General features: G+C 51.2%; 28 protein-coding genes. 14 read left to right on the plus strand and 14 right to left on the minus strand.

Annotated elements, in window-relative coordinates; genetic code table 11:
* Positions 1-16: 16 nt before the first annotated feature.
* Both ACJ8W9_RS06845 and ACJ8W9_RS06850 read right to left on the minus strand, forming a co-directional pair.
* Complete coding sequence (locus ACJ8W9_RS06845; RefSeq protein ID WP_411360735.1) at positions 17-946, minus strand: electron transfer flavoprotein subunit alpha/FixB family protein; 930 nt, start codon at positions 944-946, stop codon at positions 17-19.
* On the minus strand, positions 943-1,692 hold the full coding sequence (locus tag ACJ8W9_RS06850) for an electron transfer flavoprotein subunit beta/FixA family protein (protein ID WP_034731526.1): 750 nt from the start codon (positions 1,690-1,692) through the stop codon (positions 943-945). Before ACJ8W9_RS06850 ends, ACJ8W9_RS06845 begins: the two co-directional genes overlap by 4 nt.
* A gap of 130 nt (positions 1,693-1,822) precedes the next feature.
* Between ACJ8W9_RS06850 and ACJ8W9_RS06855 the strand changes: the two genes are divergently transcribed.
* A complete protein-coding gene (locus ACJ8W9_RS06855; protein WP_411360736.1) occupies positions 1,823-2,236 on the plus strand; it encodes a SufE family protein in 414 nt (137 codons plus the stop codon).
* Here ACJ8W9_RS06855 and ACJ8W9_RS06860 read toward each other — a convergent pair.
* The 9 genes from ACJ8W9_RS06860 to rppH form a co-directional block, all read right to left on the minus strand.
* Complete coding sequence (locus ACJ8W9_RS06860) at positions 2,218-2,718, minus strand: DUF1543 domain-containing protein (protein ID WP_411360737.1); 501 nt, start codon at positions 2,716-2,718, stop codon at positions 2,218-2,220. The genes ACJ8W9_RS06855 and ACJ8W9_RS06860 overlap by 19 nt on opposite strands.
* Positions 2,715-3,476 carry a tRNA cyclic N6-threonylcarbamoyladenosine(37) synthase TcdA gene (tcdA, locus tag ACJ8W9_RS06865; RefSeq protein ID WP_411359133.1) on the minus strand — a complete coding sequence of 254 codons (762 nt, stop codon included), beginning with the start codon at positions 3,474-3,476 and terminating at the stop codon, positions 2,715-2,717. The genes ACJ8W9_RS06860 and tcdA overlap by 4 nt, the downstream gene beginning before the upstream one ends.
* A gap of 24 nt (positions 3,477-3,500) precedes the next feature.
* Positions 3,501-4,829 carry a type II toxin-antitoxin system HipA family toxin gene (locus ACJ8W9_RS06870; RefSeq protein ID WP_411360738.1) on the minus strand — a complete coding sequence of 443 codons (1,329 nt, stop codon included), beginning with the start codon at positions 4,827-4,829 and terminating at the stop codon, positions 3,501-3,503.
* Positions 4,823-5,170, minus strand: coding sequence for a helix-turn-helix transcriptional regulator (locus ACJ8W9_RS06875; RefSeq protein WP_411359135.1), 348 nt, complete (start codon positions 5,168-5,170; stop codon positions 4,823-4,825). Before ACJ8W9_RS06875 ends, ACJ8W9_RS06870 begins: the two co-directional genes overlap by 7 nt.
* 396 nt (positions 5,171-5,566) lie before the next feature.
* Positions 5,567-6,418 (minus strand): thymidylate synthase, encoded by an 852-nt coding sequence (locus tag ACJ8W9_RS06880; RefSeq protein WP_411359136.1) that lies wholly within the window; start codon positions 6,416-6,418, stop codon positions 5,567-5,569.
* A complete protein-coding gene (gene lgt, locus ACJ8W9_RS06885) occupies positions 6,415-7,230 on the minus strand; it encodes a prolipoprotein diacylglyceryl transferase (protein WP_411360739.1) in 816 nt (271 codons plus the stop codon). The genes ACJ8W9_RS06880 and lgt overlap by 4 nt, the downstream gene beginning before the upstream one ends.
* Before the next feature lie 3 nt (positions 7,231-7,233).
* Positions 7,234-8,025 (minus strand): sulfite exporter TauE/SafE family protein, encoded by a 792-nt coding sequence (locus tag ACJ8W9_RS06890; RefSeq protein WP_411359138.1) that lies wholly within the window; start codon positions 8,023-8,025, stop codon positions 7,234-7,236.
* A gap of 36 nt (positions 8,026-8,061) precedes the next feature.
* Complete coding sequence (gene ptsP / locus ACJ8W9_RS06895) at positions 8,062-10,335, minus strand: phosphoenolpyruvate--protein phosphotransferase (protein WP_411359139.1); 2,274 nt, start codon at positions 10,333-10,335, stop codon at positions 8,062-8,064.
* Between the two features lies 1 nt (position 10,336).
* Positions 10,337-10,873: an RNA pyrophosphohydrolase gene (gene rppH, locus ACJ8W9_RS06900; protein ID WP_411359140.1), complete on the minus strand. Its 537-nt coding sequence runs from the start codon at positions 10,871-10,873 to the stop codon at positions 10,337-10,339.
* An 88-nt stretch (positions 10,874-10,961) separates the two neighbouring features.
* On the opposite strand from rppH, the gene mutH reads away from it, so the two are divergent.
* From mutH to ACJ8W9_RS06940, 8 genes are all read left to right on the plus strand, one after another.
* Positions 10,962-11,630 (plus strand): DNA mismatch repair endonuclease MutH, encoded by a 669-nt coding sequence (mutH, locus tag ACJ8W9_RS06905; protein WP_411359141.1) that lies wholly within the window; start codon positions 10,962-10,964, stop codon positions 11,628-11,630.
* 120 nt (positions 11,631-11,750) lie between these two features.
* Complete coding sequence (locus tag ACJ8W9_RS06910; RefSeq protein WP_411359142.1) at positions 11,751-12,437, plus strand: DUF2982 domain-containing protein; 687 nt, start codon at positions 11,751-11,753, stop codon at positions 12,435-12,437.
* 78 nt (positions 12,438-12,515) lie between these two features.
* Positions 12,516-12,941 carry an ATP-dependent zinc protease gene (locus tag ACJ8W9_RS06915; protein ID WP_411360740.1) on the plus strand — a complete coding sequence of 142 codons (426 nt, stop codon included), beginning with the start codon at positions 12,516-12,518 and terminating at the stop codon, positions 12,939-12,941.
* On the plus strand, positions 12,938-13,843 hold the full coding sequence (gene rimK, locus ACJ8W9_RS06920; protein WP_034731476.1) for a 30S ribosomal protein S6--L-glutamate ligase: 906 nt from the start codon (positions 12,938-12,940) through the stop codon (positions 13,841-13,843). The genes ACJ8W9_RS06915 and rimK overlap by 4 nt, the downstream gene beginning before the upstream one ends.
* A 2-nt stretch (positions 13,844-13,845) precedes the next feature.
* Positions 13,846-14,871, plus strand: coding sequence for a succinylglutamate desuccinylase/aspartoacylase family protein (locus tag ACJ8W9_RS06925; protein ID WP_411359144.1), 1,026 nt, complete (start codon positions 13,846-13,848; stop codon positions 14,869-14,871).
* Between the two features lie 8 nt (positions 14,872-14,879).
* Entirely contained in the window at positions 14,880-15,914 is a 1,035-nt protein-coding gene (locus ACJ8W9_RS06930; RefSeq protein WP_411360741.1) for a methyltransferase, read from the plus strand.
* On the plus strand, positions 15,914-17,521 hold the full coding sequence (locus tag ACJ8W9_RS06935) for a sensor histidine kinase (protein ID WP_411359146.1): 1,608 nt from the start codon (positions 15,914-15,916) through the stop codon (positions 17,519-17,521). The genes ACJ8W9_RS06930 and ACJ8W9_RS06935 overlap by 1 nt, the downstream gene beginning before the upstream one ends.
* Before the next feature lie 116 nt (positions 17,522-17,637).
* Positions 17,638-18,390, plus strand: a complete 753-nt coding sequence (locus ACJ8W9_RS06940) for a response regulator (RefSeq protein ID WP_411359147.1) — start codon at positions 17,638-17,640, stop codon at positions 18,388-18,390.
* 13 nt (positions 18,391-18,403) lie between these two features.
* Here ACJ8W9_RS06940 and ACJ8W9_RS06945 read toward each other — a convergent pair whose 3' ends face one another.
* Positions 18,404-18,739, minus strand: a complete 336-nt coding sequence (locus tag ACJ8W9_RS06945) for an Hpt domain-containing protein (protein ID WP_411359148.1) — start codon at positions 18,737-18,739, stop codon at positions 18,404-18,406.
* A gap of 158 nt (positions 18,740-18,897) precedes the next feature.
* On the opposite strand from ACJ8W9_RS06945, the gene folE2 reads away from it, so the two are divergent.
* The 5 genes from folE2 to ACJ8W9_RS06970 all read left to right on the plus strand — a co-directional run bounded on the left by folE2 (position 18,898) and on the right by ACJ8W9_RS06970 (position 24,337).
* A complete protein-coding gene (gene folE2 / locus ACJ8W9_RS06950; protein ID WP_411359149.1) occupies positions 18,898-19,836 on the plus strand; it encodes a GTP cyclohydrolase FolE2 in 939 nt (312 codons plus the stop codon).
* Positions 19,837-19,909: 73 nt separating this feature from the next.
* The gene (locus ACJ8W9_RS06955) at positions 19,910-20,923 is read left to right on the plus strand and encodes an adenosine kinase (protein ID WP_411360742.1); all 1,014 of its coding nucleotides are present in this window, start codon (positions 19,910-19,912) and stop codon (positions 20,921-20,923) included.
* 117 nt (positions 20,924-21,040) lie between these two features.
* Entirely contained in the window at positions 21,041-22,405 is a 1,365-nt protein-coding gene (ahcY, locus tag ACJ8W9_RS06960) for an adenosylhomocysteinase (RefSeq protein ID WP_411359151.1), read from the plus strand.
* A gap of 15 nt (positions 22,406-22,420) precedes the next feature.
* Positions 22,421-22,999, plus strand: a complete 579-nt coding sequence (locus ACJ8W9_RS06965; protein ID WP_411359152.1) for a GNAT family N-acetyltransferase — start codon at positions 22,421-22,423, stop codon at positions 22,997-22,999.
* A gap of 6 nt (positions 23,000-23,005) precedes the next feature.
* A complete protein-coding gene (locus tag ACJ8W9_RS06970) occupies positions 23,006-24,337 on the plus strand; it encodes an NAD(P)/FAD-dependent oxidoreductase (RefSeq protein WP_411360743.1) in 1,332 nt (443 codons plus the stop codon).
* A gap of 18 nt (positions 24,338-24,355) precedes the next feature.
* Here the strand turns inward: ACJ8W9_RS06970 and ACJ8W9_RS06975 are convergent, their stop codons facing one another.
* Positions 24,356-25,504, minus strand: coding sequence for an ABC transporter permease (locus ACJ8W9_RS06975; RefSeq protein ID WP_411359154.1), 1,149 nt, complete (start codon positions 25,502-25,504; stop codon positions 24,356-24,358).
* Positions 25,501-26,235: an ATP-binding cassette domain-containing protein gene (locus tag ACJ8W9_RS06980; protein ID WP_411359155.1), complete on the minus strand. Its 735-nt coding sequence runs from the start codon at positions 26,233-26,235 to the stop codon at positions 25,501-25,503. Before ACJ8W9_RS06980 ends, ACJ8W9_RS06975 begins: the two co-directional genes overlap by 4 nt.
* Between the last annotated feature and the right edge of the window lie 4 nt (positions 26,236-26,239).

Below are 26,239 nucleotides of genomic sequence, written 5' to 3' on the forward strand. Positions count from 1 at the left end.
CTCAAAAACGAAATGATTACAGCGTTTGCTCAAGCTCCGGCAGCACGTCAAACAAATCAGCGACTAAACCGTAGTCAGCCACTTGGAAGATTGGTGCCTCTTCGTCTTTGTTGATAGCGACGATGACTTTCGAGTCTTTCATACCCGCCAAATGCTGAATTGCGCCGCTGATGCCAACTGCGATGTACAGTTCAGGGGCAACAATTTTACCGGTTTGACCTACTTGCATGTCGTTCGGTACGAAGCCAGCGTCAACAGCAGCACGAGATGCGCCCACTGCGGCGCCAAGCTTGTCAGCAACCTTCTCTAGCAGATGGAAGTTCTCGCCATTTTGCATACCGCGGCCACCTGAGATGACAACGCTTGCTGCCGTCAGGTCAGGACGCTCTGATTGCGCCAGCTCTTCGCCAACAAATTCAGCTTTATCGTTGCTAATCACGGTGTCGACTGTTTCAACGCTCGCACTTCCACCTTCGGCTGCAACCGCATCAAATGCAGTGGCACGCACGGTAATGACCTTGATCGCGTCTTCAGACTGTACGGTGGCAATTGCGTTACCCGCATAGATTGGACGCTTAAAGGTGTCTGCACTTTCAACCGACAGGATGTCGGAAATCTGCGCAACATCGAGTAAGGCTGCAACACGCGGCATAAAGTTCTTACCGGTGGTGGTCGCTGGCGCCAAGATATGACCGTAGTCTTTACCTAGTTCAGCAACCAACTCGCCGAGGTTCTCGGCCAGGAAGTGACCGTAAGCAGCATTGTCCGCTAGGCGAACTTTGTTCACGGCTGCGACTTTAGCAACTTCGTCTGCCACTGCTTGGCAATTCTCACCAGCCACTAATACATCAATGTCACCACCAATCGCTTGCGCTGCGGCTAGGGTTTTCAGCGTTGCTGGGTTCAGTTCATTATTATCGTGTTCGGCAATGACTAAAATGCTCATAATACTTTTGCCTCGTTCTTCAATTTATCGACCAATTCCGCAACGTCAGCCACTTTCACGCCTGCACTACGTTCTGCTGGCGGCTCAACTTTCAGCAATTTCACGGTACGGGTAACGCTCACACCTAATTCTTCTGGGTTGGTCACATCAAGTGGCTTACGCTTCGCCTTCATGATGTTCGGTAGTGACGCGTAACGCGGTTCGTTCAAACGCAAGTCAGTGGTCACGATTGCCGGCAGACTCAATTTAACGGTTTGCAAGCCACCATCAACTTCACGAGTCACGCTCACGCTGCCATCAGCAACATCAACTTTGGACGCGAAGGTACCTTGTGGCATGCCAGTGAGAGCACCCAGCATTTGACCCGTTTGGTTGTTGTCAGAGTCAATCGACTGTTTACCAAGAATCACCAACTGCGGCTGCTCTTTTTCCACCACACCTTTGAGCAATTTCGCTACGGCCAGTGAATCAGGCATGCTATCGGTTTCTACTTGAATCGCGCGGTCTGCGCCAAGCGCCAAGGCGGTACGCAACTGCTCTTGCACCGCTTGTGGCCCGATAGAGACCACTACCACTTCTTCAGCGATGCCTTTTTCTTTAAGTCGTACGGCTTCCTCGACTGCGATTTCACAGAACGGGTTCAAAGCCATTTTCACATTGGCCAAGTCAACGTCAGATTGGTCCGCTTTCACGCGCACCTTCACGTTGTAATCAATGACGCGTTTGACCGCCACTAATACTTTCATGTTGTCGTTCCTGTATTTTCAATTGGATTCATGATCATTCGTAGACTGCTCAAGATTAACATTTTTCGCAGCAAAAATGATACTATTCGCGCACCTTTCAACCTGCGCTAGCGCAAACTTGTCGAATAGTATGGTGTACGGAAAATTAAACGAATCTGATCTTTTGGCCTTGCAGACCGAAGCACAAGCACAGTCGCAGCGGCTTAAATTTGTGATTGCGCAAGCGGCTAAATTACCGGCATTTGCCGAGGCTTCACGAGTGCCTGCCAACGAAGTGCATGGTTGTGAAGCGCAAGTCTGGCTGGTTTGCAGTTGGCAACACAACGAGCTGGAATTGCAATTGGATTCGGCATCTCGAGTGGTAAAAGGTTTGCTCTCGCTTATCTATCAGGCACTGCATGGCGCAACGCCGGCGCAAGTGAGCGACTTCGATCTAGATGCCCTGTTGGCGACTTTAGGCTTGCAAGATATGGTCAGTATCTCGCGCCGCAACGGCTTGCGCGCTGTGGTTGCGGCAATTCAAGCTCAGGCAATGACTTCGTAGCCAGACCAGTCCGGTACCAAAGCTTGTTGCTCACCATCTTTGACCAAATGCACATGCCAGCCTTCGAGCAAGTCGACATTCAGGCAGTTATCTACGTCGTAAAGATCGTCTTTGTGTTGCTCGACACTGTCGGTCAGTAGGCGTTGATAGCCGACCCGCTTGGCTTCATCGTCTGATTTCGCTACTACTAGGGTAAAGTCATGAAATTCAGCGAGGCGACCTGGATAGTAGCCACCGAAGTTCACGAACCATAACTTCTCAGGTTGTGCACTCGGTTCTTGTTTGAGTTCGATGCGATAGCCATCAACATGATGCAACTGCACGTAGCTATCTAAGTGCAAGCCCTTGAGCGTGCCGTACCAATATTTGCGCAACGCCGGATAGCAAGCTTCAACCGAATCACCAGCGACAAAGCGCACGTCGTGCACTTCAATGTTGGCATGCGGTGCCGAACCGCCAATGTAAAACATAAACAGCTTCATAGTTTCTCCAATAGCAGCGCGGTGGCATGCATGGCAAAGGTGCAAGTGACAGGCATTGCGGCGCCAAAACCAGTGGCACAATCCATACGCATACTACCGGCACCAGGTTTGGCGTGTGTCCATGAGCCATCGTTCTGCGGGTAGCGCAACTGTTCGGTAGAATAAACCGCGCGTATGCCAAAGCTACGCGCTGGATTACGGGAAAAGTTGTAATCGCGGCGCAGCATCGAGCGAACTTTCGCTAACAGCGGATCTTGCGTCGCTTTAGCAAGATCTGCCGACGTTACTTTGCTGGGGTCGACTTGACCACCCGCACCGCCACAAGTAACCAGTGGCAGTTTACGCCGTTTGCACCAGGCAATCAGTGCAGCTTTGACGCTGACGCTGTCAATGGCATCGAGCACCGCAGTGACCGGCTCATCTAAATACTCATTCAGGTTTTCGGCTGACAGAAAATCATCAATCACTCGCACTTCACAGTCGGGATTAATATCGCGCACGCGGGCCGCTAATACTTCTGATTTCAATTGCCCAACAGTGCTGGTCATGGCCGGTAGTTGACGGTTGATATTGGTCACGCACACGTCATCAAGATCAATCAAGGTGAGACCACCGATGCCCGAGCGCGCCAGCGCTTCCACCGCCCACGAGCCAACCCCACCAAGGCCGACCACGGCGACATGATGTTGACTAAATTGCGCGGCCTGCGCGTGTCCATAAACACGCCCAACGCCGGAAAATCTTTGCTTGGTTGTCATACGGGGGATTTTACCACCTTCTGCTTAAAGGTCGAGTCGCTGATGCTTAGCAATTTCGTCGATGAGCGGCATTGGAACTTCATGTTCACGCGCTAAGCGCGACCACTGGCTGACAACTTCTAGCGTGTGCTCGAGCATCTCATCCAGCTTACGCCGCGTAAATAATGGACTTACCTTTTCCAGTGAGTAAATATCCTCACGGGTAAAGTTTTCACGCTTGCCGTTAAGTTGCATCCAATGCTGATTCACCCATTTACTATCAGGCTTGTAGCTGTATGCGACATCATAAGCAGGTGCCAGTTGCCAACGATCAGCGCGAAGCTGAAAGGCAAAGTTTTTCGCATGGTCATCGTGATTGCGGGCCACAATATTAAACAGCATGCGGCGCATTAACTGATCCGCATCAGGAGCGCGCAGACCGAGACGGCGCGCTACAGCAAAGAGCTCACCATACGAAAAACTGCCCGGTTTTTTGTAATCGATGTGGGCTATACCGTTGAGCGTTTGGGTATGGATCTTAGAATTCCCGTCACGGTCAAAACGCTGGGTCAGAAAATGACGGCGGTCGCCCTCTGCCAGCAAATGGCTTGGCATCATGTCGATGCCGCATTGTTGCGCAAGAAGGTAATAGACATATTCCATCGCGCCAAAACCTTGTGGGTCACCAAAAGTTTCCTGTCCGGAGCTACGCTCTACCACCCCATCGAACTTCATCAAATAGTGGCGGAAACCCTCTGGTGCATCCGTTTGTCCTGAATACACTTGGGTCAAATCGTCATTCAACGCGAGTACCGCCTTCGGCCGCGCCCCACCCGCACTGGTGCCCACCGATAATAACGCCAACATGGCTTCACGATCCTCGACTGCATCGCTTGGTAGGGCTTGCTGGAATTTTGCACGCTGATCAAGCACATCTTGCGCTATCGCCGTCAGCTCGTTGATGCTTACTTGTTGAAGTGCCTCGAAGCCTCGTACTCGGGTGGCGGGGCGAAACTCCAACGCTCCCATGCCGCGCTTGCCGATATACTGCAGCCGTTGTAGCGGAGTAATGTCGGCAGGCTGTAAACCGCGACTTGCGACCCAAGCATTGAGCACCGCATTGCCAAAATCATCCGGCAGCGCATCGGCCACCAGCCCCGGCAAACCATGAAAGGTTTCACCTTGTAGTTCGGGAAAACTATAAATCCGTTGCTGCGACGGTGTACCAAGCGGCATTGTCAGTGGCGCTAACTCAACGCCAGAGCGGATGAACTCCGGCGTGTACTCAAAAGCGCCAAGCCCTTGCTCAGTGTCAAAACTCAGCGCACCAACCTCTTGCTCGTGATACCAGACACCAATCACTTCCATTACCATTGATCAGTATCCTCGTGCTCTCTATCTTCGGCGGGCTCGCCCCCACGGCTACCAGTTGCACGCTCTCGTTGTTTACCCTGCAGCTTACGCAGTTGCAATGGCGACAACTGTGGCTTAGCCAAAAAGCTATTGAGCTGTTCTGCAACCCCTAAGGCGAGCAACAAAGCGACGAAATTCTCCAATTGCGCTTGGCCTTTTTCAGCGTTCATCACAATATTACGACTCACGCCAGCGCGCCGCGCCAGCTCGGCTTGGGTGATGTTTGCGTTCAACCGAGTCTGCTTCAGGCGTTCGCCAAGCTCGGCGCTAAGTGCTGCAGGGGTAAGGTGCTTAAGTTGCATGTTCGGGGTTCGTCCGCTTCGCTGTTCGGGGTTCGTGCGCTTCGCTGTTCGGAGTTCGTGCGCTTCGCTGTTCGCTAGGGTGAGTTTAGAACCAAATACAGATAAAGCCACTTATTTTTTACTTTAATTGTATTTAATTGGTTTATGTACGATTTATTAGGCCTTAAACAAGAATAGACTACAAAATCAAATAGGCAACAAACCTAGTTTAAGTCTATTATACTAGACTTAAACGATCAAAAGGCGTTTAAAGTGTATATTATAAGACATTAAGGGTGTATGAGTTAGCCGTTAACAAAGAGCGAATAGCTAATAGCGGATAGCTAAGTGCTAATAACCAAGACCGAACTCCGAACAGCGAAGCGCACGAACCCCGAATCCCGAACCCCGAACCCATCACACACTAAACGGATACTGAATCGCCTCGTGATGCTGATAATTATGCACCTTAAAGTCATCCATCGTAACCCAAGTTTCTAGGTCCTCAAGAGACTTGATGTCTGGATTGATTTCGAGCTGAGGTGCTGGGAAGGGTTCGCGTTTTAGCTGCACGTCGCGCATTAATTGCAGTTGGTCTTCGTAGATGTGAGCGTTTACTATTTTGTGATATGCCAAGCCGGGCTTGTGGCCAGTGATTTGCGCCATGAGTGCTAGGAAGGTGAACACTTGCACTTGATTAAAATTAAGGCCGAGTGGCACATCGCAGGAGCGTTGGTAGCTGGTCAGGTACAGGGTGTCGCCTAGCAAGGAAAAGTTGTGGGTGTGCATGCAGGGGCGCAGGCAGCCCATGTGGAATTCGCCGGGATTATAGAAGCTCATGATTTCGCCGCGATCATCGATGCCGCGACTGAGGTTATCGACGATTTTGCGAAGCTGATCGACGAAGCCACCATCTGGCTTGGCCCATTGCCGGCCTTGCACCCCATACACACGACCCATGTCATCCTCTCCACGACGGTGAGGGTTGGCGAGCCATGCTTCGTTTAGGTTGGCGTTCGCATCCCATGTCTTCGCGCCCAGCTTACGAAAATCAGCGGCGTTATCGTAGCCACGGATGTAACCAAGAAACTCTGCAATGGCGGCTTTCCAAAAGCTTTTACGAGTGGTGATCAACGGAAACTGATTGCCTGCAACATCGTACTCAAGATCAGCGTTGATCACGGTCAAGCAGCGTTTGCCGGTGCGCTCGTTGGTAACCCATACGCCTTCATCGACGATGCGCTGACATAACTCTAAATACTGTTTCATGCTTGCTGTTCCTGTGATTTACGCGTGTAAGCCCAAAGCATCAGAGCGGCGCCGAGCAAAATCATCGGTGCTGATAACCACTGCCCCATCGACCAGCCAAACCAGAGCAAACCTAAATGCGCATCAGGCTCACGATAATTTTCAATGATGAACCGAGCTAGGCCATAACCAATCAAAAACAGCCCACCCACAGCTCCTGCCGGACGTGGGCGACGGCTGAACCACGCGAGCACAACAAACAACATTAAGCCTTCTAAAGCAGCTTGATAAAGTTGCGACGGATGGCGCGGATCGGGTCCGGCGCTTGGAAAGATCATCGCCCACGGCACATCGGTCACGCGGCCCCATAATTCACCATTGATAAAATTGCCAATGCGGCCAAAACCGAGGCCCATAGGTACCAGTGGTGCGACAAAGTCACCCACTTGCAAGAAATTGATTTTGGTAACACGAGAGAAAATGGCGAGTACGGTAATGACACCGAGCAAGCCCCCGTGAAATGACATGCCCCCGCTACTCATATCAAACAAGTACAGCGGGTTCTCGATAAAGTGGCTGAACTGATAAAACACGACATAGCCGACACGACCGCCGACGATAACGCCCATAAACGCGTAAAACAGTAAATCGCTGAAGCGCTTTTCGGTCCAGCCTACGGCCGCGTAATGGGGCATCTGCGTTTGCTTTTTACCCCAAAAATAAGCGAATACCAAACCGAGTAGATACATAAGCCCGTACCAACGCAGTGCAAGCGGCCCTACTTCAAAGATAATCGGGTCAATCGTGGGGTGCTGTAAATACTCAGTAACCATTGGTTATCCTATAAATAATTCAAGCGCTACCAGCACCAAGAAGCCGGCAAAACCAAGTTGTAGTTTTTTCACGGGAATGCGCTGGGTCAATGCCGCACCTAGAGGAGCACACAACATCGAGGTAATAGATATCGCCAACCATGCCTGCAGGTGCACATAACCAAAGAGTCCACCGTGGCTCTCCATGCGTTGGCCGAGCACAATAAATGCCAAAACGGCACTTACGCCAATACTCAAACTGCCCACTGAGGATACCGCAATTGCTTGCCGAATGGGAACACGCAAACGCTGTAGAATCGGTACCGTTAAGGAGCCACCACCGATGCCGACTAACGCTGAAAGGCTCCCAACAAAAGCACTAATCAAGCCCATCAGCCGTTTTGAAACGTCCGTCAGCGGCTCACCGGTACGCTGCGGAATGAGCATCCGCACTGCGAGTATCAGCAGCACCACCGAGAATATTCGCTGCAACCACTCCGGTTTCAGTTGCGTTGCTAGCCAAGCGCCAAAAATGGCCCCGACCATCAAGCCAGGAATCAGCCGGCGCACCCAAAACCAGCTAATTTGACCATGCCGATAATGTGAACGCGCTGAACTTAGGGTGGTCATTACGATGGTTGCCAAGCTAGTGGCGACCGCCATTTGCACCACAAGTTCGGGTGGTACACCTAACACTGGCAGGAGATAAATGAGCAAAGGTACGATAACGAGCCCACCACCAATGCCCAGCATGCCGGCTAACAAACCAGCAATCACGCCTCCGGCCAAACACCATAACCAGCCTGTGATGAGCACTAGGACCCCTTATCAATGCAATGAGTGGATAACACGCTAACTGCCGGCGCGGACGAAACCGCCCAAACCCGCTTCTTCTAATGTCATGGTGACAATTTTACGAACTTCTTGCGGCGATCGTGCTTGCAGCGCACGTGCCAACATGGGTGCTAAATCGGCCGCCTTGATATGACGGATAATCCAGCGAATACGGTCAATATTATAACTGTTCATACTGAAGGTCCGGTAGCCCATCGCCATCAGCAACAAGGCGCCACCGGGCTCACCCGCCAGCTCACCACAGACAGAAACCGGCTTATCCAGATCATTCGCCCGTTCAATGATTTGCTGCAACGCGTGCAAAACCGCAGGATGATAGGCATCGTACAAGCTTGCAACCCGCTGATTGTTGCGGTCTACGGCCAGCAAATATTGCGTCAAGTCATTACTACCGACCGAGAAAAAATCGACTTTATCGACAATGGTATGCAAATGATAGACCATTGCTGGCACTTCGATCATCACACCGAGTTTAGGCGCTGCCAGCTGTTGCGTGTCATGCCCATTAAATTCTTCGGCCACTTCATGATAGGCCTGTTTGACCATCCGTGCGGCTTCGTCAACTTCTTCAGCGCTAGTGATCATCGGCAACAAAATTTGTAGGTTGTTGCGGCCTACGGACGCGCGCAACATCGCCCGAATTTGCACTAAGAAAATTTCTGGGTGATCAAGCGTCATGCGAATACCGCGCCAGCCAAGAAACGGATTTTCCTCATTCATCGGCAGGTAAGGTAACGGCTTGTCGCCGCCAACATCGAGCGTGCGCATCACCACAGTTCCGGCTTTAAATTGCTCCAGAACCTGGCTATAGAGCTCGACTTGCTCGTCTTCCGTAGGCAGGCGTTCTTGCATCATAAACGGAATTTCCGTGCGATACAGACCCACACTAGCGATATCCAACTCGTTCAACCAATCACGGTCGGTATTTAACCCGACGTTTAACTGCAAGGTGACTTTCACCCCGTCTTCAGTCTCGACCGGCTTGCCGCGGGCAGTTTCTATTTTTTGTCTGAGTTCGAGCTCTTCTTCGGCTAATTCGCGATACTCATTCTCAACTTGCAGCGGCGGATTAATGAAGATTTCGCCGTTGTAGCCGTCCACCACCAAGGTGTCTTCGTTGAGCTCGTTAATATCGAAGTCATCAGCACCGAGCACCGCGGGAATACCCATGCTACGCGCCAAGATGGCGGCATGGGAGTTACCTGAACCACGCACCGACACCATGCCAATAATTTCAGTATTTGGCAGTTCCGCAAGCATGGTTGCGGTGACTTCGTGAGCCACCAAAATACATTGCGGCGGTGGACTATGTTCATAACGACCGCGCTCTTTTAAATGGGACAGAATGCGTTGGCCAAGGTCACGCACGTCACTCGCTCGCTCACGAATGTATTCATCATCGAGGTTTTCAAATTGATTGACTAAGTCTTCAACCACAATTTTCAGCGCGGTTTGCGCGCGCCAGCCATCGTTGATGGTCTGTTCCACTTGCTGGCCCAAGCTCGCTGAATCAAGCATGGCGTGATACACCTCAAAAATCGCGAGGGTTTCTTCGGCTACCTGACCTTTCATGCTGTCGCTGAGTTCGTTGAGTTCTTGCCGCGTGCGCGCTACCGCGGTACGAAACCGGCGAATCTCATGTTCCGGCTTATCGGATTTTTTCGGCGTGACATCACTGAGTTTAGCCCGTGGTTGCACCACATAAGCCGGGCCAATCGCAACACCTGGGGCAGCTGCCAAACCTTTGGTGGTCTGCAACCAAGGAGATTGTTTAGTGGTCCGCAAATAACCTTTGGCTTCGGCATGGGCAATCACCACCGCCAACTGTGCCGCAAGGGTCACCACGAAGGCTTCTTCGTCGCGGGTAAAGGCGCGGTCGTGCTCTTGTTGCACCACCAAAACCCCAAGAACCCGTCGACGATGAATCACCGGCGCTGCCAACATGGCGTTGTAACGCGCTTCATCGACTTCATCGAGCTTTAAGAATTTCGGGTGTTCGCTGGCGTTGGCAATATTCAGTGGTTCTTCGCGTTTGGCCGCGAGGGAGATCACACCTTCGCCAAATGGCACATGAATCGGTTCAGAAGAACTGACTTCTAGGCCATCGGTTGCCGCTAGGGCAAATTGTTGCTGGTCGTGATCGGCAAGATAAACAGTGCAGGAATCCGTTTGCAACGCTTCTTTGACTTGCCGCACCATGGTTTGTAGCGCCAGCTCAAAATCTGGCGCCTGATTCACAGCTTCGACAATGCGTTGCAACACTCGTAGCATACTAACGCTTCCGTTTCGGGTTACGCGAACGACGGCCTCCTTGACGTGAAGGTTGCCCGATGCCGGTTGGCATCACCACAGGGGCAAACTCTTTCATGACACGGCGGTAGACGTCGCGTTTAAACGAGACAACCTGACGCACGGGGTACCAATAACTAACCCAACGCCAGTCATCAAACTCTGGATGTGATGAGCAGAGCACGTTGACGTCCTTTTCTGGGCACGTCAGTTTCAGCAGAAACCACTTCTGCTTTTGACCAATACAGGTCGGGCGTTGCTCCTTGCGGACCAAACGTTTCGGCAAGCGATAGCGAAACCAGTTACGACTGGTATAGACGATTTCAACTTGTTCGGGTTTTAATCCGACTTCTTCCCACAGTTCGCGATACATGGCTTGCTCCGGCGACTCGCCTTCATCAATACCACCTTGCGGAAACTGCCAGCTATGTTGCCCAAATCGACGCGCCCAAAACACTTGTCCCTGCTCATTACAGATAATGATTCCGACATTGGCTCGGAATCCTTCTGCGTCTATCACGCGGGCATCCTCATAAATTCGACTTCTGTTAGGGATTTTTCCATAATCGACGCCTGAAAGAAAGTAGCGAGCCCGAATAAGGAACCGAATGCCGAAGCCAAAGCACGATCTTGCCAGTCTTTTTAATGCCGCCAGCGACCTAGCGGGCCGCACTTTTGCTGAGTTAGCGGCACAACAAGGCCTGCGCGTTCCCAACGACTTACGCCGTGACAAAGGTTGGGTCGGCCAGTTACTCGAAGCAGCCTTGGGTGCCAGCGCTGGCTCACAAGCGTTGCAGGACTTTCCTGAACTTGGCGTGGAACTCAAAACCATTCCGTTAGATGCCAACGGTAAGCCGCTAGAAACAACCTTTGTCTGCACGACGCCGTTGATCGATATCGCCGGATTGAACTGGGAAAGCAGTAACGTACGTAACAAACTACAGTGTGTGTTGTGGATTCCGATTGACGGTCGGCGCGAGATACCGCTGCATCAGCGCACCGTTGGTACTGCATTTTTGTGGCAGCCAAGTGCCGAAGAAGAAGCGCAACTACGTACCGACTGGCAGGAACATATGGATAAAATTGCGCTCGGCCAGGTCGAGTCTATTACGGCGCATCAAGGCGAAGTGCTACAATTGCGGCCGAAAGCGGCGAACAGTCGGGTGCTGACGGATGCGATTGGGCCGCATGGTGAATTGATTCAAACCTTGCCGCGGGGCTTCTATTTGAAGACCCAGTTCACTGGCCAAATCATCCGCACAGTATTCAACATCTAACACCGGTTTTCGATATTCGTACGCTACGCTGTTCGTACGCTACGCTATTCGAAAGACCGAACAACGAACAGCGCAGCGCACGAAACACGAACAGCGAAGCGCACGAACAACGGGGTTTGTATGACTGAATTACAGGTGCAGCCGAGTGCCAAAAAAGACGCCCTCACCTTTTGTGTATTCGGCGTTGTGGTTTTTGCACTGACTTTATTTTTGTATCTAGCCGGTTTTGCATTGCCGCAAGCTGCTTGGGGCTTAATGTATATCGCTAGCGCGGCGCTATTCTTATTAGGCGTCGCAAAGATCATAGAGCCACCGGTGAGTCTGTTGATTTCGCCGCGCACGATTCGTTACGAGCATCGCCGCGGGCACTGGCAAATCGATTGGGACAACGTTTTGCGCTATGACATCCCCTCGGTGCGCAGTGGCCTCGAGCGCGACAGTCTGCCCTACATTGGTTTTCGCCTGCATAACATTGAGCCCGTACTCGATGCGATTTCGCCACGCTTGGCGGTGTATCTGGTCAGCGAACAACGTCATCTGCTAGCCGCTGCGTTGCGACGTGAAACTGGCCCTGACCACGATTATACCCCCTACTACGATGTGCCAAATAAGTTCGTTAGCGCCAACGGCAAGGTCTACAAGGGGGTGCAGGCGCTATTTGCCGTGCGCTCCCAGCAATTGCGTGAGCTCTTGGGCTATGACCTTTATGTGCCAGCGAGTGCCCTCGATCGTCCGCTTGAAGAGTTTGTGGACTGGCTCAAACAAGTCGAATCTCATCGTCCTCGTAATACAACCGACGCCAATTGAGTGCGGCGCTTGCCGTTTTGCCGTCGCGGCTTTATTCTTGGCAACTAGAAACACTTTCTAAATGGAGTACTTTTGCGCATGCAAACACTTGGTTGGCGCGAATGGGGAGCCCTCCCCGAATTAGGCATTGAAGCCATCAAAATGAAAGTGGATACCGGAGCTCGTACTTCGTGTCTTCACGCTTTTCGGCTTGAGCCGTTTGACAAAAATGGCGAAGCTTGGTTACGGATCTGGATCCATCCAGAACAAGGCTCAAATCGCGAACACATCTGCGAAGCGAAAATTCATGATCAACGTGAAGTGACGGATTCCGGTGGTCATACCGAGTTACGCTACGTGATCCGCAGTAAGTTAGTGCTGGGCGATTTCACCGGCCCGGTCGAACTTACCCTGACCAATCGTGATAGCATGAAATTCAGAATGTTACTGGGGCGCCAAGCGATGCGCGGCATTTTTCTCGTCGACCCAGACGCATCTTATCTAGTAGGAGAAGCTGGCAAATGAGAATCGCAATTTTATCCCGTAACGCCAAACTATACTCGACACGGCGCCTTGTTGAAGCTGCCGAGGCACGTGGCCATGAGGTCGATGTCCTCGACCCGTTGCGTTGCTATATGAACATCAATGCGCGCGAATCCTCGATTCACATGAAAGGTCGTGTATTGCCACAATACGATGCGGTCATTCCTCGTATCGGCGCATCTATTACCTTCTTCGGCACGGCCGTATTGCGTCAATTCGAAATGATCGGCACCTATCCGCTGAACGAATCTGTAGCCATTTCGCGCAGCCGCGACAAGTTGCGTTCGCTGCAACTGCTCAGTCGTAAAGGTATTGGTTTGCCAACCACTGGCTTTGCAAGTCAGCCGCAAGATATCCCTGACTTAATCGAAATGGTCGGTGGTGCCCCCCTTGTCATTAAATTGCTCGAAGGTACGCAAGGTATCGGTGTGGTACTGGCCGAAACACGCCAAGCTGCTGAGAGTGTTATCGAAGCCTTTATGGGGCTTGAGTCGCACATTATGGTGCAAGAATATATCAAAGAAGCTGGCGGTGCCGATATTCGCTGCTTGGTCATCGGTGACAAAGTCATTGCGGCGATGAAACGCCAAGCCAAACCCGGCGAATTTCGCTCAAACCTCCACCGTGGTGGCTCAGCCAGTTTGGTTAAACTCACCCCCGCTGAGCGTGCAACCGCGGTTAAAGCTGCAAAAACCATGGGGCTCAACGTTGCCGGGGTCGACATTCTGCGCTCGAACCACGGTCCGCTGGTCATGGAAGTCAACTCGTCACCGGGACTAGAAGGCATCGAGGGCGCAACTGAAAAAGATGTTGCGACGCAAATCATCAGTTTTATTGAAAAAACCGCGAAAGCACATCGCACCCGCACCAAAGGAAAAGGCTAACGGTGAAAAAGCAAGTTTCGTTTAAGATTGCTGGGCAGAAAATTGCGCCCGGTGCACGTCATAGCCTGAAAATTCCAGCCGCGCGGCTCTACAATGACACACCAATGGACTTGCATGCTGAAGTCTTTCACGGTGCGCGTCCGGGGCCGGTGTTGCTGGTTTGTGCCGCGATCCATGGTGATGAACTCAATGGCATTGAAATTTGTCGGCGGCTGATAGCCCAAACCGAACCCGAAGAACTTGCTGGTACGCTGATTGTCGTGCCTGTCGTGAACGTCTTTGGCTTTATTCAGCAATCGCGCTATCTGCCAGACCGACGCGATCTGAACCGTTGCTTTCCGGGCTCAGAGCGGGGCGCACTTGGCAGTCGTTTAGCCCACCTGTTCAACGAAACCTTAGTGCAAAGCGCAACCCATATTATCGACTTGCACACCGGTGCCATTCATCGCAGTAACTTACCGCAAATTCGCGTCGATACCGATAATGCTGAAGCACTCGAAATGGCGCACGCCTTCAATACGCCGGTCATCTTGCACTCGAAAGAGCGCGATGGCTCGTTGCGTTCACTGGCAACCGAACTGGGTATTCCGCTGATTTTATATGAAGCCGGCGAAGCACTGCGATTTGATTATGCGGCCATTAAAGCAGGCGTGATTGGCGTGCAAAACGTCATGAAAAACTTGCGTATGCTCAAAGGTCGGCGCACCCGTAAAAAGGTCAAACCGGTCGTTGCCCACCGTAGTGCCTGGGTCCGCAATGACCATGATGGCTTGGTGATCCCGCAGGTGCAATTGGGGCACACCATTCAAAAGGGCCAAGTGATTGCGCTTACGGTGAATCCGCATGGCGATGACAAGCATCCCCTGCGTAGCCCGTACAACGGCATCATTATCGGTATCAGCAATATTCCGGTCGCTAACGAAGGCGAAGCGCTCTTCAACGTAGCGCAGTTCGACGAAGGTGTGTTCGAGGAAGCCTCAGAAAGCGTCGATGTGTTCAGCGAAGCTTACGACGGCAAACCAATTTAGAGGGTGTTATGGCAAAACTAGGTTCTGCACTCACCCCACCCTCACAACTGGTATTGCGGCATGCGCAGCAATTTACCGGGGCCCAGCTACTCGCCGTGAATCCACCCGATGAACAATGGCGCAGCGAGCTCGATGTGGTCGCTAGTTGGCATTTGCATGCCGGCTGGTTTCGCGCTTGGCAGCACCTTGGTGCAGCGCATGTATTTGCTGCCACGGCACCACAAACCACGGCAACCGCAGCAGTGCTCTGGTTACCGAAAGAGAAAAAGCTTACTGACTACCTGTTGCAGGCGTTAGCTGGGGTATTACCGAGTGGCGCTAAGCTGTGGATAGTTGGCGAAAAACGCAGCGGCATTAAAAGTATCCATAAACACATCGGCACGCCTTGGACTCCACCACAAAAAATTGCTGACGGTCATCATTCTACTTTGCTGTGTTGTGAGCTCACTCAACAACAAAGCCCAGTGGCATTATCAGACTTTTGCCATTACAGCGAACTAGCACAACCCGGATTAGCAGCGCTGAAATTAGCCAGTTATCCGGGCGTATTCGCGTTTCCGAGTATCGATGAAGGTAGTCGCATGCTGTTGCAGCATTTGCCGACGCTTGGCCCCGGCAAGTTACTTGATTTTGCCTGTGGTCACGGCGTGCTGGGCGCTTGGTTGCAGCGTCAACAACCACAATTACAAGTCAGTTATTTGGACGTAAGTGCCATGGCTCTGGCCGCCTGTGCTGAAACCCTACGTTGCAATGGCCTTACTGGCGAGTTGATTGCGGCAGATGAGCTCAGCACCACGCTGCCCAGTTACGACACCATTGTCAGTCATCCGCCGTTTCATACCGGTCAAAAAACCGATTACAGCATCGGTCAGCAGTTTCTGCGCAGTGCGCGTGAACATCTTACAAGTAACGGAGAACTCTGGCTGGTGGCCAATCGATTTTTGCCGTGGCCGGAATTGATTACCGATAGTTTCGGCCACTGCGAACGTGTAGCTCAGGATAATAAGTTTGCGGTCTATCGTGCACGTCGAGGGCGACGCTAATGCGCTTAGGTTCAATTCGACAAGGCATCACTTGGTTAGTTGTGACCACTAGTTTATTGCTAGCGGGCTTTGCCTTGATCGTATTGAGCCTCACCCACATCAAGCAGCTCAACCAGCTTACTGAGCAGCGCGTGGAGGACATGACGACGGTGATCGCGAATGTCAGTAGCCGCTTTCTACTGTTTCGTGATGCCGAAGGTATTGATGACTACTTTCGCCAGTTTAGCGATAACGAATTCTTGCAGCACATTCACGTTTACGAAGCCAACGTTGTTGCCGAACAAAACGCGTTGCGCTATTTCGCCAGTTATAACCGCGAAGGGCTCGCGCCGATTCCAGTGCGCACCGAAATCGTGGATGAAATTAACGGATTGCGTAGCAATAGCAATTCCATCGAAATGGTTATGCCGATTCGCATCGATAGCGAAGTTTTAGGTTACCTCTATCTGCGCGCGGATCGTAAACCTACCCGTGAACTTATCCTGCAAACGATTGTTACGGCCTTCGTGGTGTGGCTTGTACTCGTGTTATTAGCATGGGTGATCGCCATGAGCGTGCGTGGCCAACTGCTGCGGCAACTGGACCAGGCGGTGGGAACTATTCAGCGCATCACCCGTAACCGCGACTATTCAATTCGCCTCCCCGAGTCGAATTTGATTGAGCTACAGCAACTGGGGCTAGCCTTTAATACCATGCTGGCGCGCGTCGAGCAGAATTTGGTGCGGCAACAGCAAGCCGAAAAACAAGCCCTTGATTTGAATACTGAACTTGAACGTCAGGTACAACAGCGCACGACCGCTCTGCGTGAAGCGAATAGCGATTTATTGGCAACCTTAGAAACTCTACATCAATTCCAGCGTCAGCAAATTGAAACCGAAAAAATGTCTTCGCTTGGCGATCTCATCGCCGGGGTTGCTCACGAGATCAATACGCCGGTTGGCTTGGTGATTACCTCAACATCGATCTTGCGCGACAAACTCGACCTACTGAACGAGAAATTTAACGACAATAGTATTACCCGTGCCGATTTTGAGCGCTTTATCGAAGCCAGTGCCGATAATCTAGAGTTGATTCAACGCAATATTGAGCGAACCGCTGATCTGATTAATCAGTTCCGCCAACTCGCGATGGACCAACTTGCCGAAGAAGAAAAAACCTTCCTGATTGCAGAATTATGTCGCACCGTAGTGAACCAATCGCGGCAACGCTTGCCAGAATTAGCAACGATAGATGTTCGTATCGACTGTCCCGAGGAACTCGAGGTGACGTGTCGCATGGGGCCGTTGCAACATGTGCTGGCGGAACTTGTGCAAAATTCGGTGATCCACGGCTTTGCTGAGCGCCATTACGGCGAAATCGAAATCAAGGTCATGCGCACCGCGCCACAACAAATTGCTATCACTTATCGCGATAGCGGCAGTGGTATACCGGCTGAGCTAGAACGCAGAGTCTTTGACCCGTTTATTACCAGCCGCCGTCGAAAAGGCTCCACTGGCTTGGGCTTACATTTGGTATATAACCTTGTAACTCAAGTACTTGGCGGAACCATTGAAGTTAGCTCGAAGCACCGCGGTGGCGCTGAGTTTACGCTAAAGATCAGAGCGTAGTGTAAAAACCATCTAACAAAGCTTGCAGGAAATTTACGCACTTATTAGAATCCCGTGCTAAACTTCCTAGAATCACTGATTTTCAACATATGTTAACGACCAATGGATCAAGCAATATGAGCGCTAGATTACTAATCGTAGAAGATGAAGTTGTTACCCGAAACACACTCACTCGCCTGTTTCAACAAGAAGGCTACGATGTCTTTGACGCTGCTGATGGCATGCAAATGCAGCGTATTATGGCGCGTCAGCAAGTTGATCTTGTGATCATGGACGTCAATTTACCAGGTAAGAGTGGTATCGAGCTGGCTGAAAACTTCCGCGAGAATGAAAATATCGGTCTGATTTTCTTAACTGGCCGTGACGCCGAAGAAGACCGTTTGTTAGCACTAGAGCTTGGTGCCGACGACTACATCATCAAGCCCTACAATCCAAAAGAATTGTTGATGCGTGTGCGCAACCTTTATCGCCGCATTGAAGCGATCAAGAGCCAACAGAAAACGGTAGGTCACGATAGTGTGGTTTATGAGTTTAATAACTGGCGTCTGGAAAGCGACAGTCGTTGCCTATTTTCACCTGCAGGTAAGATGTTCCGGTTACCGAAAAGTGAATATCGAGCCATGGAGTTATTCCTGACCAACCCAGGTAAAATTCTTGACCGCGAAACACTCGTGAAGAAAATGCTTGACCGCGAATTACGCCCGAATGACCGTACCGTTGACGTTGCCATTCGCCGTATTCGTCGTCATTTTGAAGCCGATCCTACATCGCCAAATCTGATCACAACGATTCATGGCGAAGGCTATCGCTTCATTGGTGACGTGCATGTTCGTCACCTTGATCAACCTTCGTTGAATTCGCCGTCGTAATAACGACGGCGCGTTACTGACTCTGTAACCAGCGTTCAACTTCTTTTTGGTGCAGTGGTAGTTCGTTTTGCCACTGCGCAAATTCTTCGTCGACTTGAGACCACTGCCAGTCCGCTTTTTCAAAGCGTTCCATCTGCTCAGCTAGGCCTTTCAACCCGATCGAACGACAAGCACCTTTTACTTTGTGTGACTGCTGGCGGAACTCGTCTTCTTTGCGCTCTTTCACGAGCCATTGCAGGTGATTAAGATAACCACCAATATTATCGGCAAAGGTGTCGTACATTTCACGTACACCGTCGGTTCCCATAAGCTCGGCATACTGCTCGAGTAAATGCTTATCTATCATCATGCTGCGCTATCCTTGTGTCGAAACGATTAAGCCTATCGAAAATCTTTCCTTGGGAATTGAACCTGATATGGCAAACTACCGTAAACAGGTTAAATCTTGTATACTATCGCCCCTTTTTCGGGACTAAATGTAAACTGTAAGTTTGGAGCCGTATTCGCATGCCAACAGTAACACCGACAATGATGCCAGATATCGCCAATCAAACCAAAGCACAAACTGAAGGTGCGCTTGATTGGGTTGGCATGAGTAACATCGAAATGCCGTTAGTGGTTGGCGCTGCCAACGAACCTGAGCGCCCGGTGAGTGCCAAAGTTGATGCATTCGTCAACCTCAAAGACCCGAAGGCGAAGGGCATCCATATGTCTCGACTTTACTTGTTGCTAGAAGAATTGTCGAACAACGACGTGCTGTCGCACCAATCACTGCGAAAACTTCTTCATGACTTTATTGATAGTCACGAAGGGCTTGCAGATCAAGCTTACGTTAAGTTTACTTTTGATTATCATTTGCGTCGTAAAGCGCTCATCAGCAAAAAGCCTGGGTGGAAAGCCTACCCAGTGACTGTTGTCGGCCGTTACGATGCTGGTAAATTGCATCTTGAACTAGGTGTCGAAGTACCTTATTCATCGACTTGCCCTTGCTCTGCAGCACTGGCACGTCAACTGATTCAAGACGCCTTTGTCGAGCAGTTTGGCACCGACGCCGACGTTGATGCTGAATTGGTTCACCGTTGGTTGGGAACGACCAAAGGGATCGTTGCCACTCCACACAGTCAGCGTTCGATTGCTGAAGTGAAGGTTATTATGGGTGAGCAAGTCAGTGAATTGCCGATTATTCATCTAATCGACAGTATCGAAGATGCCTTACAAACTCCAGTGCAAGCCGCGGTTAAGCGCGAAGACGAGCAAGAGTTCGCGCGTCTCAATGGCCAGAACCTGATGTTCTGCGAAGATGCCGCACGTCGCTTGCAACACGCACTCAACCAGAACACTGTATTCAGTGATTTTTGGATTCGCGTGAATCACTACGAATCGCTGCACGCCCATGATGCGGTGAGTATCACCACTAAAGGTATCACTGGCGGCTTCAAAGCCTAATTTATCGACCTTAGAATCCGGCTGCTGTATAATTGGCGGCCGGATTTTTTTGTTTTTAACACCCGAGTATCACATGGAATCAATTGATATCGTCGGCATCGGCAATGCGCTGGTCGACCAAGAGTTTGAAGTGACTGACCAGTTCTTGCTACAGCATCAAATCGAAAAGGGCATGATGACCCTTATCGAGGATAGCGAACAAGAACGCTTGATTGCCGAACTGGCAAAACGTGGCGAGTTGAAAAAGCAATCAGGTGGTGGCTCTGCCGCGAACTCACTGGTGGGTTTCGCGCAATTTGGCGGCAAAGCTTTCTACTGTTGTAAAGTTGCCGACGACCACGCTGGCAAATTCTATTGCGAAGATTTAGAGAACGTTGGTATCACCACCAATACCGGTAGCCAGAAGCATGAGGGCAAAACCGGCCGCTGCTTGGTGATGGTCACACCTGATGCCGAACGTACCATGCGTACCTACTTAGGTATTACCGCCGATTTAAGTATTGCGGAACTGGATGAAGACGCAATTGCACGTGCAGAGTATTTGTATATTGAGGGCTATTTAGTCACCTCACCGGTAGCCCGTGAAGCCATTGCACGCGCGAAAGAAGTGGCGCGTGCCAACGGCACTAAAATCGCCATGACCTGTTCCGATCCAGCAATGGTGAAGTACTTTGGCGACGGTATCCAAGAAATACTAGCCGGTGGCGTCGACGTGATGTTCTGTAATCAAGAAGAAGCACGCATTCTTACGGGTACTGACGACGTGCAGGAAGCATTACAGCAATTACAACGCCACGCCAAGCTTGTCGCCATCACGCTCGGTAAAGATGGTGCTTTATTAGGTGATGGAGTGCGCCAAGTTGCAGTTCCTGGCGTACCAGTAAAAGCCGTAGACACTAACGGTGCCGGTGATATGTTCGCGGGCGCGATGATGTATGGTCTGACGCGTGATTACTCGCTGGCAGCTTGCGGGTTGTTAGCAAGTCATGCGGCGGCGACTGTGGTGGCTAATTTTGGTCCACGATTAACGCTTGATCAGCAGCAGCAGTTGCTCATCAAGCTCCAGCACCAACCCGAATTCAATTAAAAGTGCGGTGTTCGAGATTCGTCCACTGCGTTGTTCGTCCGCTGCGCTGTTCGAACAGTGCAACGTACGAAAAGTGAAACGGACGAAAAGCGAAGCGCACGAAACACGAGGTTTTCTATGAACGACTACAAAGTTGCAGATATTGGCCTTGCCGACTGGGGCCGCAAAGAAATTTCCATCGCCGAATCAGAAATGCCTGCACTGATGACCATTCGTCGCAAGTATGCTGATGAAAAACCGCTGCAAGGCGCACGCATTATTGGCTGCATTCACATGACCATTCAAACCGCAGTGCTCATCGAGACTTTGATTGAACTGGGTGCCGAAGTGCGCTGGTCATCGTGCAATATCTTCTCGACCCAAGACCACGCAGCCGCAGCGATGGCCGCCGCTGGTGTACCTGTGTTCGCTTGGAAAGGCGAAACCGAAGAAGAGTACGAATGGTGTTTGGAGCAAACTTGCCGTAAAGATGGCGAGTTATGGGATGCCAACATGATTCTCGATGATGGTGGTGACTTGACGATGTTGATTCATGACAAGTATCCACAAATGCTAGATAAAGTGCACGGCATCACCGAAGAGACCACCACTGGTGTGCATCGTCTGCTCGAAATGCTGAAGCACGGTACCTTGAAAGTTCCAGCAATCAACGTGAACGACTCAGTCACTAAGTCGAAAAACGACAACAAATATGGTTGCCGTCATTCACTGAATGATGCCGTCAAGCGTGCGACTGACCATTTACTTTCTGGTAAGAAAGCATTGGTCATCGGTTATGGCGATGTCGGTAAAGGTTCAGCAGCAAGCTTACGCCAAGAAGGCATGATCGTGCGCGTTACCGAAATCGACCCAATTTGTGCAATGCAAGCTTGTATGGACGGCTACGAAGTGGTCTCACCCTATATTGATGGCATCAACCAAGGCGATGGCTCGACGGTCAACAAAGACTTGCTACAAAACATCGATCTGCTGGTCACCACTACCGGTAACGTCAACGTGTGTGACCGTTACATGCTGGCGGCACTAAAACCAACTGCGGTGGTCTGTAACATCGGTCACTTTGACAATGAAATCGACACGCTGTACATGCGTCAGAACTGGCGCTGGGAAGAAGTGAAGCCACAAGTGCACAAAATCTACCGTAGCGATGATGCCAACGATTATTTGTTGCTGTTGTCAGAAGGTCGATTGGTCAACTTAGGTAATGCGACAGGTCACCCAAGTCGTATCATGGACGGTTCATTTGCCAACCAAGTACTGGCACAGATGCACTTGTTCGACCAGAAGTTTGCTGACTTGCCGGCAGCCGAAAAAGCTGACAAGCTACGCGTCGAAGTGTTACCAAAACAACTCGATGAAGAAGTCGCGCGTTACATGGTGCAAGGTTTTGGTGGTGTCATCACCAAACTGACCGAACAGCAAGCCGATTACATTCACGTCGAAGTTGCAGGTCCATTTAAATCTGACGACTATCGCTATTAATGAATGGTGTCAAAGATGACGCAAACAACTCCGGTAGTTACCTACCGTGAACTAACGGCCGCCGATCACGCGGCCGTTATTGAATTAGGCAATATCGTTCACGGCGATAATTACCTTACCGAAGAAAATCTAGCTGACTACGTCAAACGTGGCGAAAAAGAGGGTATCAACCTGAACTGGCTCGCCTTCGTTGACGGTCAATTGGCGGGTATTCGACTGACCTTTGCCCCAGGCCAATGGGATATCGATGACTATTGCACACCAGATGCTTGGCCGGTGCCCGCCGATCAAATGTGCTATTTCAAATGTGCCGCCGTGGCTGACATCAGCCGTGGCCTAGGCATTGGTCGAGGCTTGCTCGAACGCTCGATTGCAGCAGCTAAACAATTGGGGTGTCGCGCAGGGCTTGCGCATATTTGGATGCAAAGCCCAAATAATAGTGCATACTCCTACTTTACTAAGTGTGGTGGCGAGATGATTGCCGAACACCCAGGCCGCTGGTACGAATTATCGATTCATGGTGGCTATCACTGTCCAGTCTGTGATGGCATTTGTCACTGTACCGCTGGTGAGATGATTTTACGCTTCGAGTAACACACCATGTATGATCCGCTTGTCGATAGTTTTCCCCGTGCAGGACAACCGCACGTACGCAGCTATTGGCAGGCGCATACGCAAACCGAACTCCCCACAGCCGCCAACGTCCTTCCAGAGCATGCCGATATTGTTGTGATTGGTGCCGGTTACACGGGCCTCAATGCCGCACTCGAACTCGCCGAACGCTTTCAACAACAGGTCGTGGTACTCGACGCCAATCAATTAGGATGGGGTTGCTCCACGCGCAATGCTGGATTTGCGATGCCGGGCACTGGCCGACTCGGTTATGGCGATTGGCAAAAGCGCTGTGGCACCGACGTTGCCAAGGCTATTCAAGGTGAATACCAGAGGGGATTCGAGCGACTCGAGCAGCACCTTGCGCATTGCCCCGAGCAACTGCAAGTGCAGCGTGGTGGCTACTTAAAAATAGCCCACGAACCCAAAGCTATCGAAGGTTTGAAAGCCGCCTACCAAGTATTGCAACAGTTTGAACCAAGCACACGCTGGCTTGATGCCGAAGCGATTCAAGCACGCGTGCACAGTCCCCAAGCGCATGCGGCAATTCATTATCCGCAGAGTTTTGGCCTGAACCCAGTGCTATTGCACGCGTCAGTCGCGCGACAAGCCGCCACAGCGGGCGTTACTTTCGTGGAAAATGCACCCGTACAACACTGGGATACGGTGGGTGAACAACAGCGCCTACACACCGCTAAAGGACGCATTTGTACAACAAAGGTCATTATTGCCAGTAACGGCTACACGCCCAACCACCTCCACAGCAGTATTCATGGTCGCACTTTGCCGGTGCTCTCCAGTGTCATTGTCACACGGCCGCTCACGAGCGATGAGCGCCAAGCGATTGGTGTCAGTACGCAAGAGCTGGTGATGGATACGCGCACACTTAAATACTACTACCGCTTGCTCCCTGATGGTCGCCTGTTGTTCGGTGGGCGTGGGGCGATTCGCGGTAAAGATGCGCATCATCCGCGTTATGCGCGACACTTGTTAGAGGCGTTGCGCGGCACTTTCCCAGCGTTACGACGCCTGAGCCAAGAGCCGGTCGATTATTATTGGAGTGGTTGGGTCAGCGTAGCACTCGACAACTATCCGCGCATTTATAGTCCAACCGCAGGCGTCTATACCAGCATGGGCTATTGCGGTGCCGGTGTTACCTTTACGCAGATTGCAGGACAACGTTTGGCAGCATTAGCGATGGGGGAGAAGCTTCCGGAGCTACCGTTTTATCAGTCTGGCCTGCCGAAATTCCCATTGCCCCACTTACGACGGGTAGGACAATGGGCATTCTATCAGTTGGCGCGTTGGCGCAGTCTGTAAACCGCACAGCGGCTAGAATTACAGTCCGAAGACCACTTTCTCACTGCTCAGCATGCGGCTAATCAATTTAAACAATAGTACCGAAACAACTACAGTCGCTGCGGCGCTGATGCCCATTCCAGCCCAGTTCAGCTGCTCGCCTTTGATAATGTCCAGCAACGCTTGGTGCTGTCCGGTGAGCGGCAAGTAATACAAGATTTGATTCTTCACACGCGCAAATTCGACGCCAAAGACCACTAGCATGGGCGCCATCAATAATAGCGAAATGTACGTTTGCGCTTCTTTAAAGCTCTTGGCGCGGAAGGACACGAACAACTGCAGTGCCGTCGCAAATAGTGCCAGTGGCACCAGCAGCACAATAATCAACAAGATCAACGGCCATGCCAACGATACGCTCATGCCGATTTCATGAAGCGGTAAGAATTTAAAAATAATTGGGATTAAAATGGCACTTAAAATACCACCGAACATGGCGAATGCAGATGCCGCTAGGCCTTTCCCCCACACCAGCTGGTCCGTCGTAAGCGGCTGTGAGAGTAACAACTCGAGTGAGTTACGCTCGCGCTCACCAGCACTGATATCAATCGCCACGTTCATACCCGAGAAAAACACCGATAATAAGATGAAGATCAACACGCTTCCCATCAATATCGCAGCTTTGGAGCCCTTAGTCGCGGTATCGTGCTTGACCAAATTCACCCCTCGCGTAATTTGTGGATCAATGCCGCGCATCTGCAAGCGTATATAGGTGAGTTGTGCGGTGTAGCCTTCGACTGCCTGCTCCACCCGACGAATGTCTGTACGCTGCTTCTGTGACGAGAAATCAGCAGTCAAAGTGACCCGTGCTGGCTGTGCGCTAGCGATATTTTCATCCCAGCCTTCGGCTATTTCGAGCACTATGGGTTGTTGCCCATCTGGCCAGGGTTTATCGCGCTGGACCACACCTTGGCGTTCTAGGTGTGCGACAAATGCCGGTGCGTGTTCGGCGCCTTGGATTTCGATTTTGACGTCGCTGGTATCGGTGAGCTGACTAATCAACACGTAAAAAGCAACAGCCATCAACAACGGACCAAAGAAGGCGTAAGACATGGCGGCCATAACTGAACGCTTATCACGCAACGCATCTTTAAGTTCTTTACGAAGCACTATGGAAATGGGTGATGTCATGCTGCGATGCCCTCGTCGGTGCCGATAATTTTGACAAATGCTTCTTCCAGCGCAGTTTCACCTGTCTGAGCACATAATTCGTCCGGCGTGCCTTGCGCCGCAACCTTGCCGGCAGCGACCACCACAACTTGATCACACAGCGCTGCGACTTCCTGCATAACATGGCTTGAAAACAAAATACTGGTGCCCTGCGCTTTTAACTCCCGTAATAGATCACGCAGAATCCGCGTACTCATGACATCGAGTCCGCGGCTTGGCTCATCTAAAATCAAGTGCTTCGGACGATGCACAATGGCTTGCGCAAGCGCAACCTTCATCCGTTGACCTTGCGAGAAACCGGTCGCACGACGATCGGCGATGGCACTCATATCGAGTCGCTGAATCACTTCATCGACCGCAGCGGCACCGCTGTCTCCCGCCATGCCGTGCAAGGTTGCAAAATAAGCAATCTGTTCACGCGCAGTGAGACGCTCGTATAAACCAAATTTGTCAGGGAATATACCAATTTTGCGGCGCGCTTCTAGTGGGCTCTTACTGGCATCGATGCCATCGATAAGGGCTTCGCCCGTGTCAGCTTTCAGCAGACCATAAATGGTACGCAAACAGGTGGTCTTACCGGCTCCATTAGGACCTAGCAAACCGGTAATTTGCCCTTCAGGGGCGCTAAATGTTAAGCCATCTAGAGCCGTCACTTTACCGAAGGATTTTTGTAATGATTTTACTTCGATCATGTGG

This window comes from Pseudidiomarina salilacus (assembly GCF_047323925.1).
Classification (GTDB): Bacteria; Pseudomonadota; Gammaproteobacteria; order Enterobacterales; family Alteromonadaceae; genus Pseudidiomarina; species Pseudidiomarina salilacus.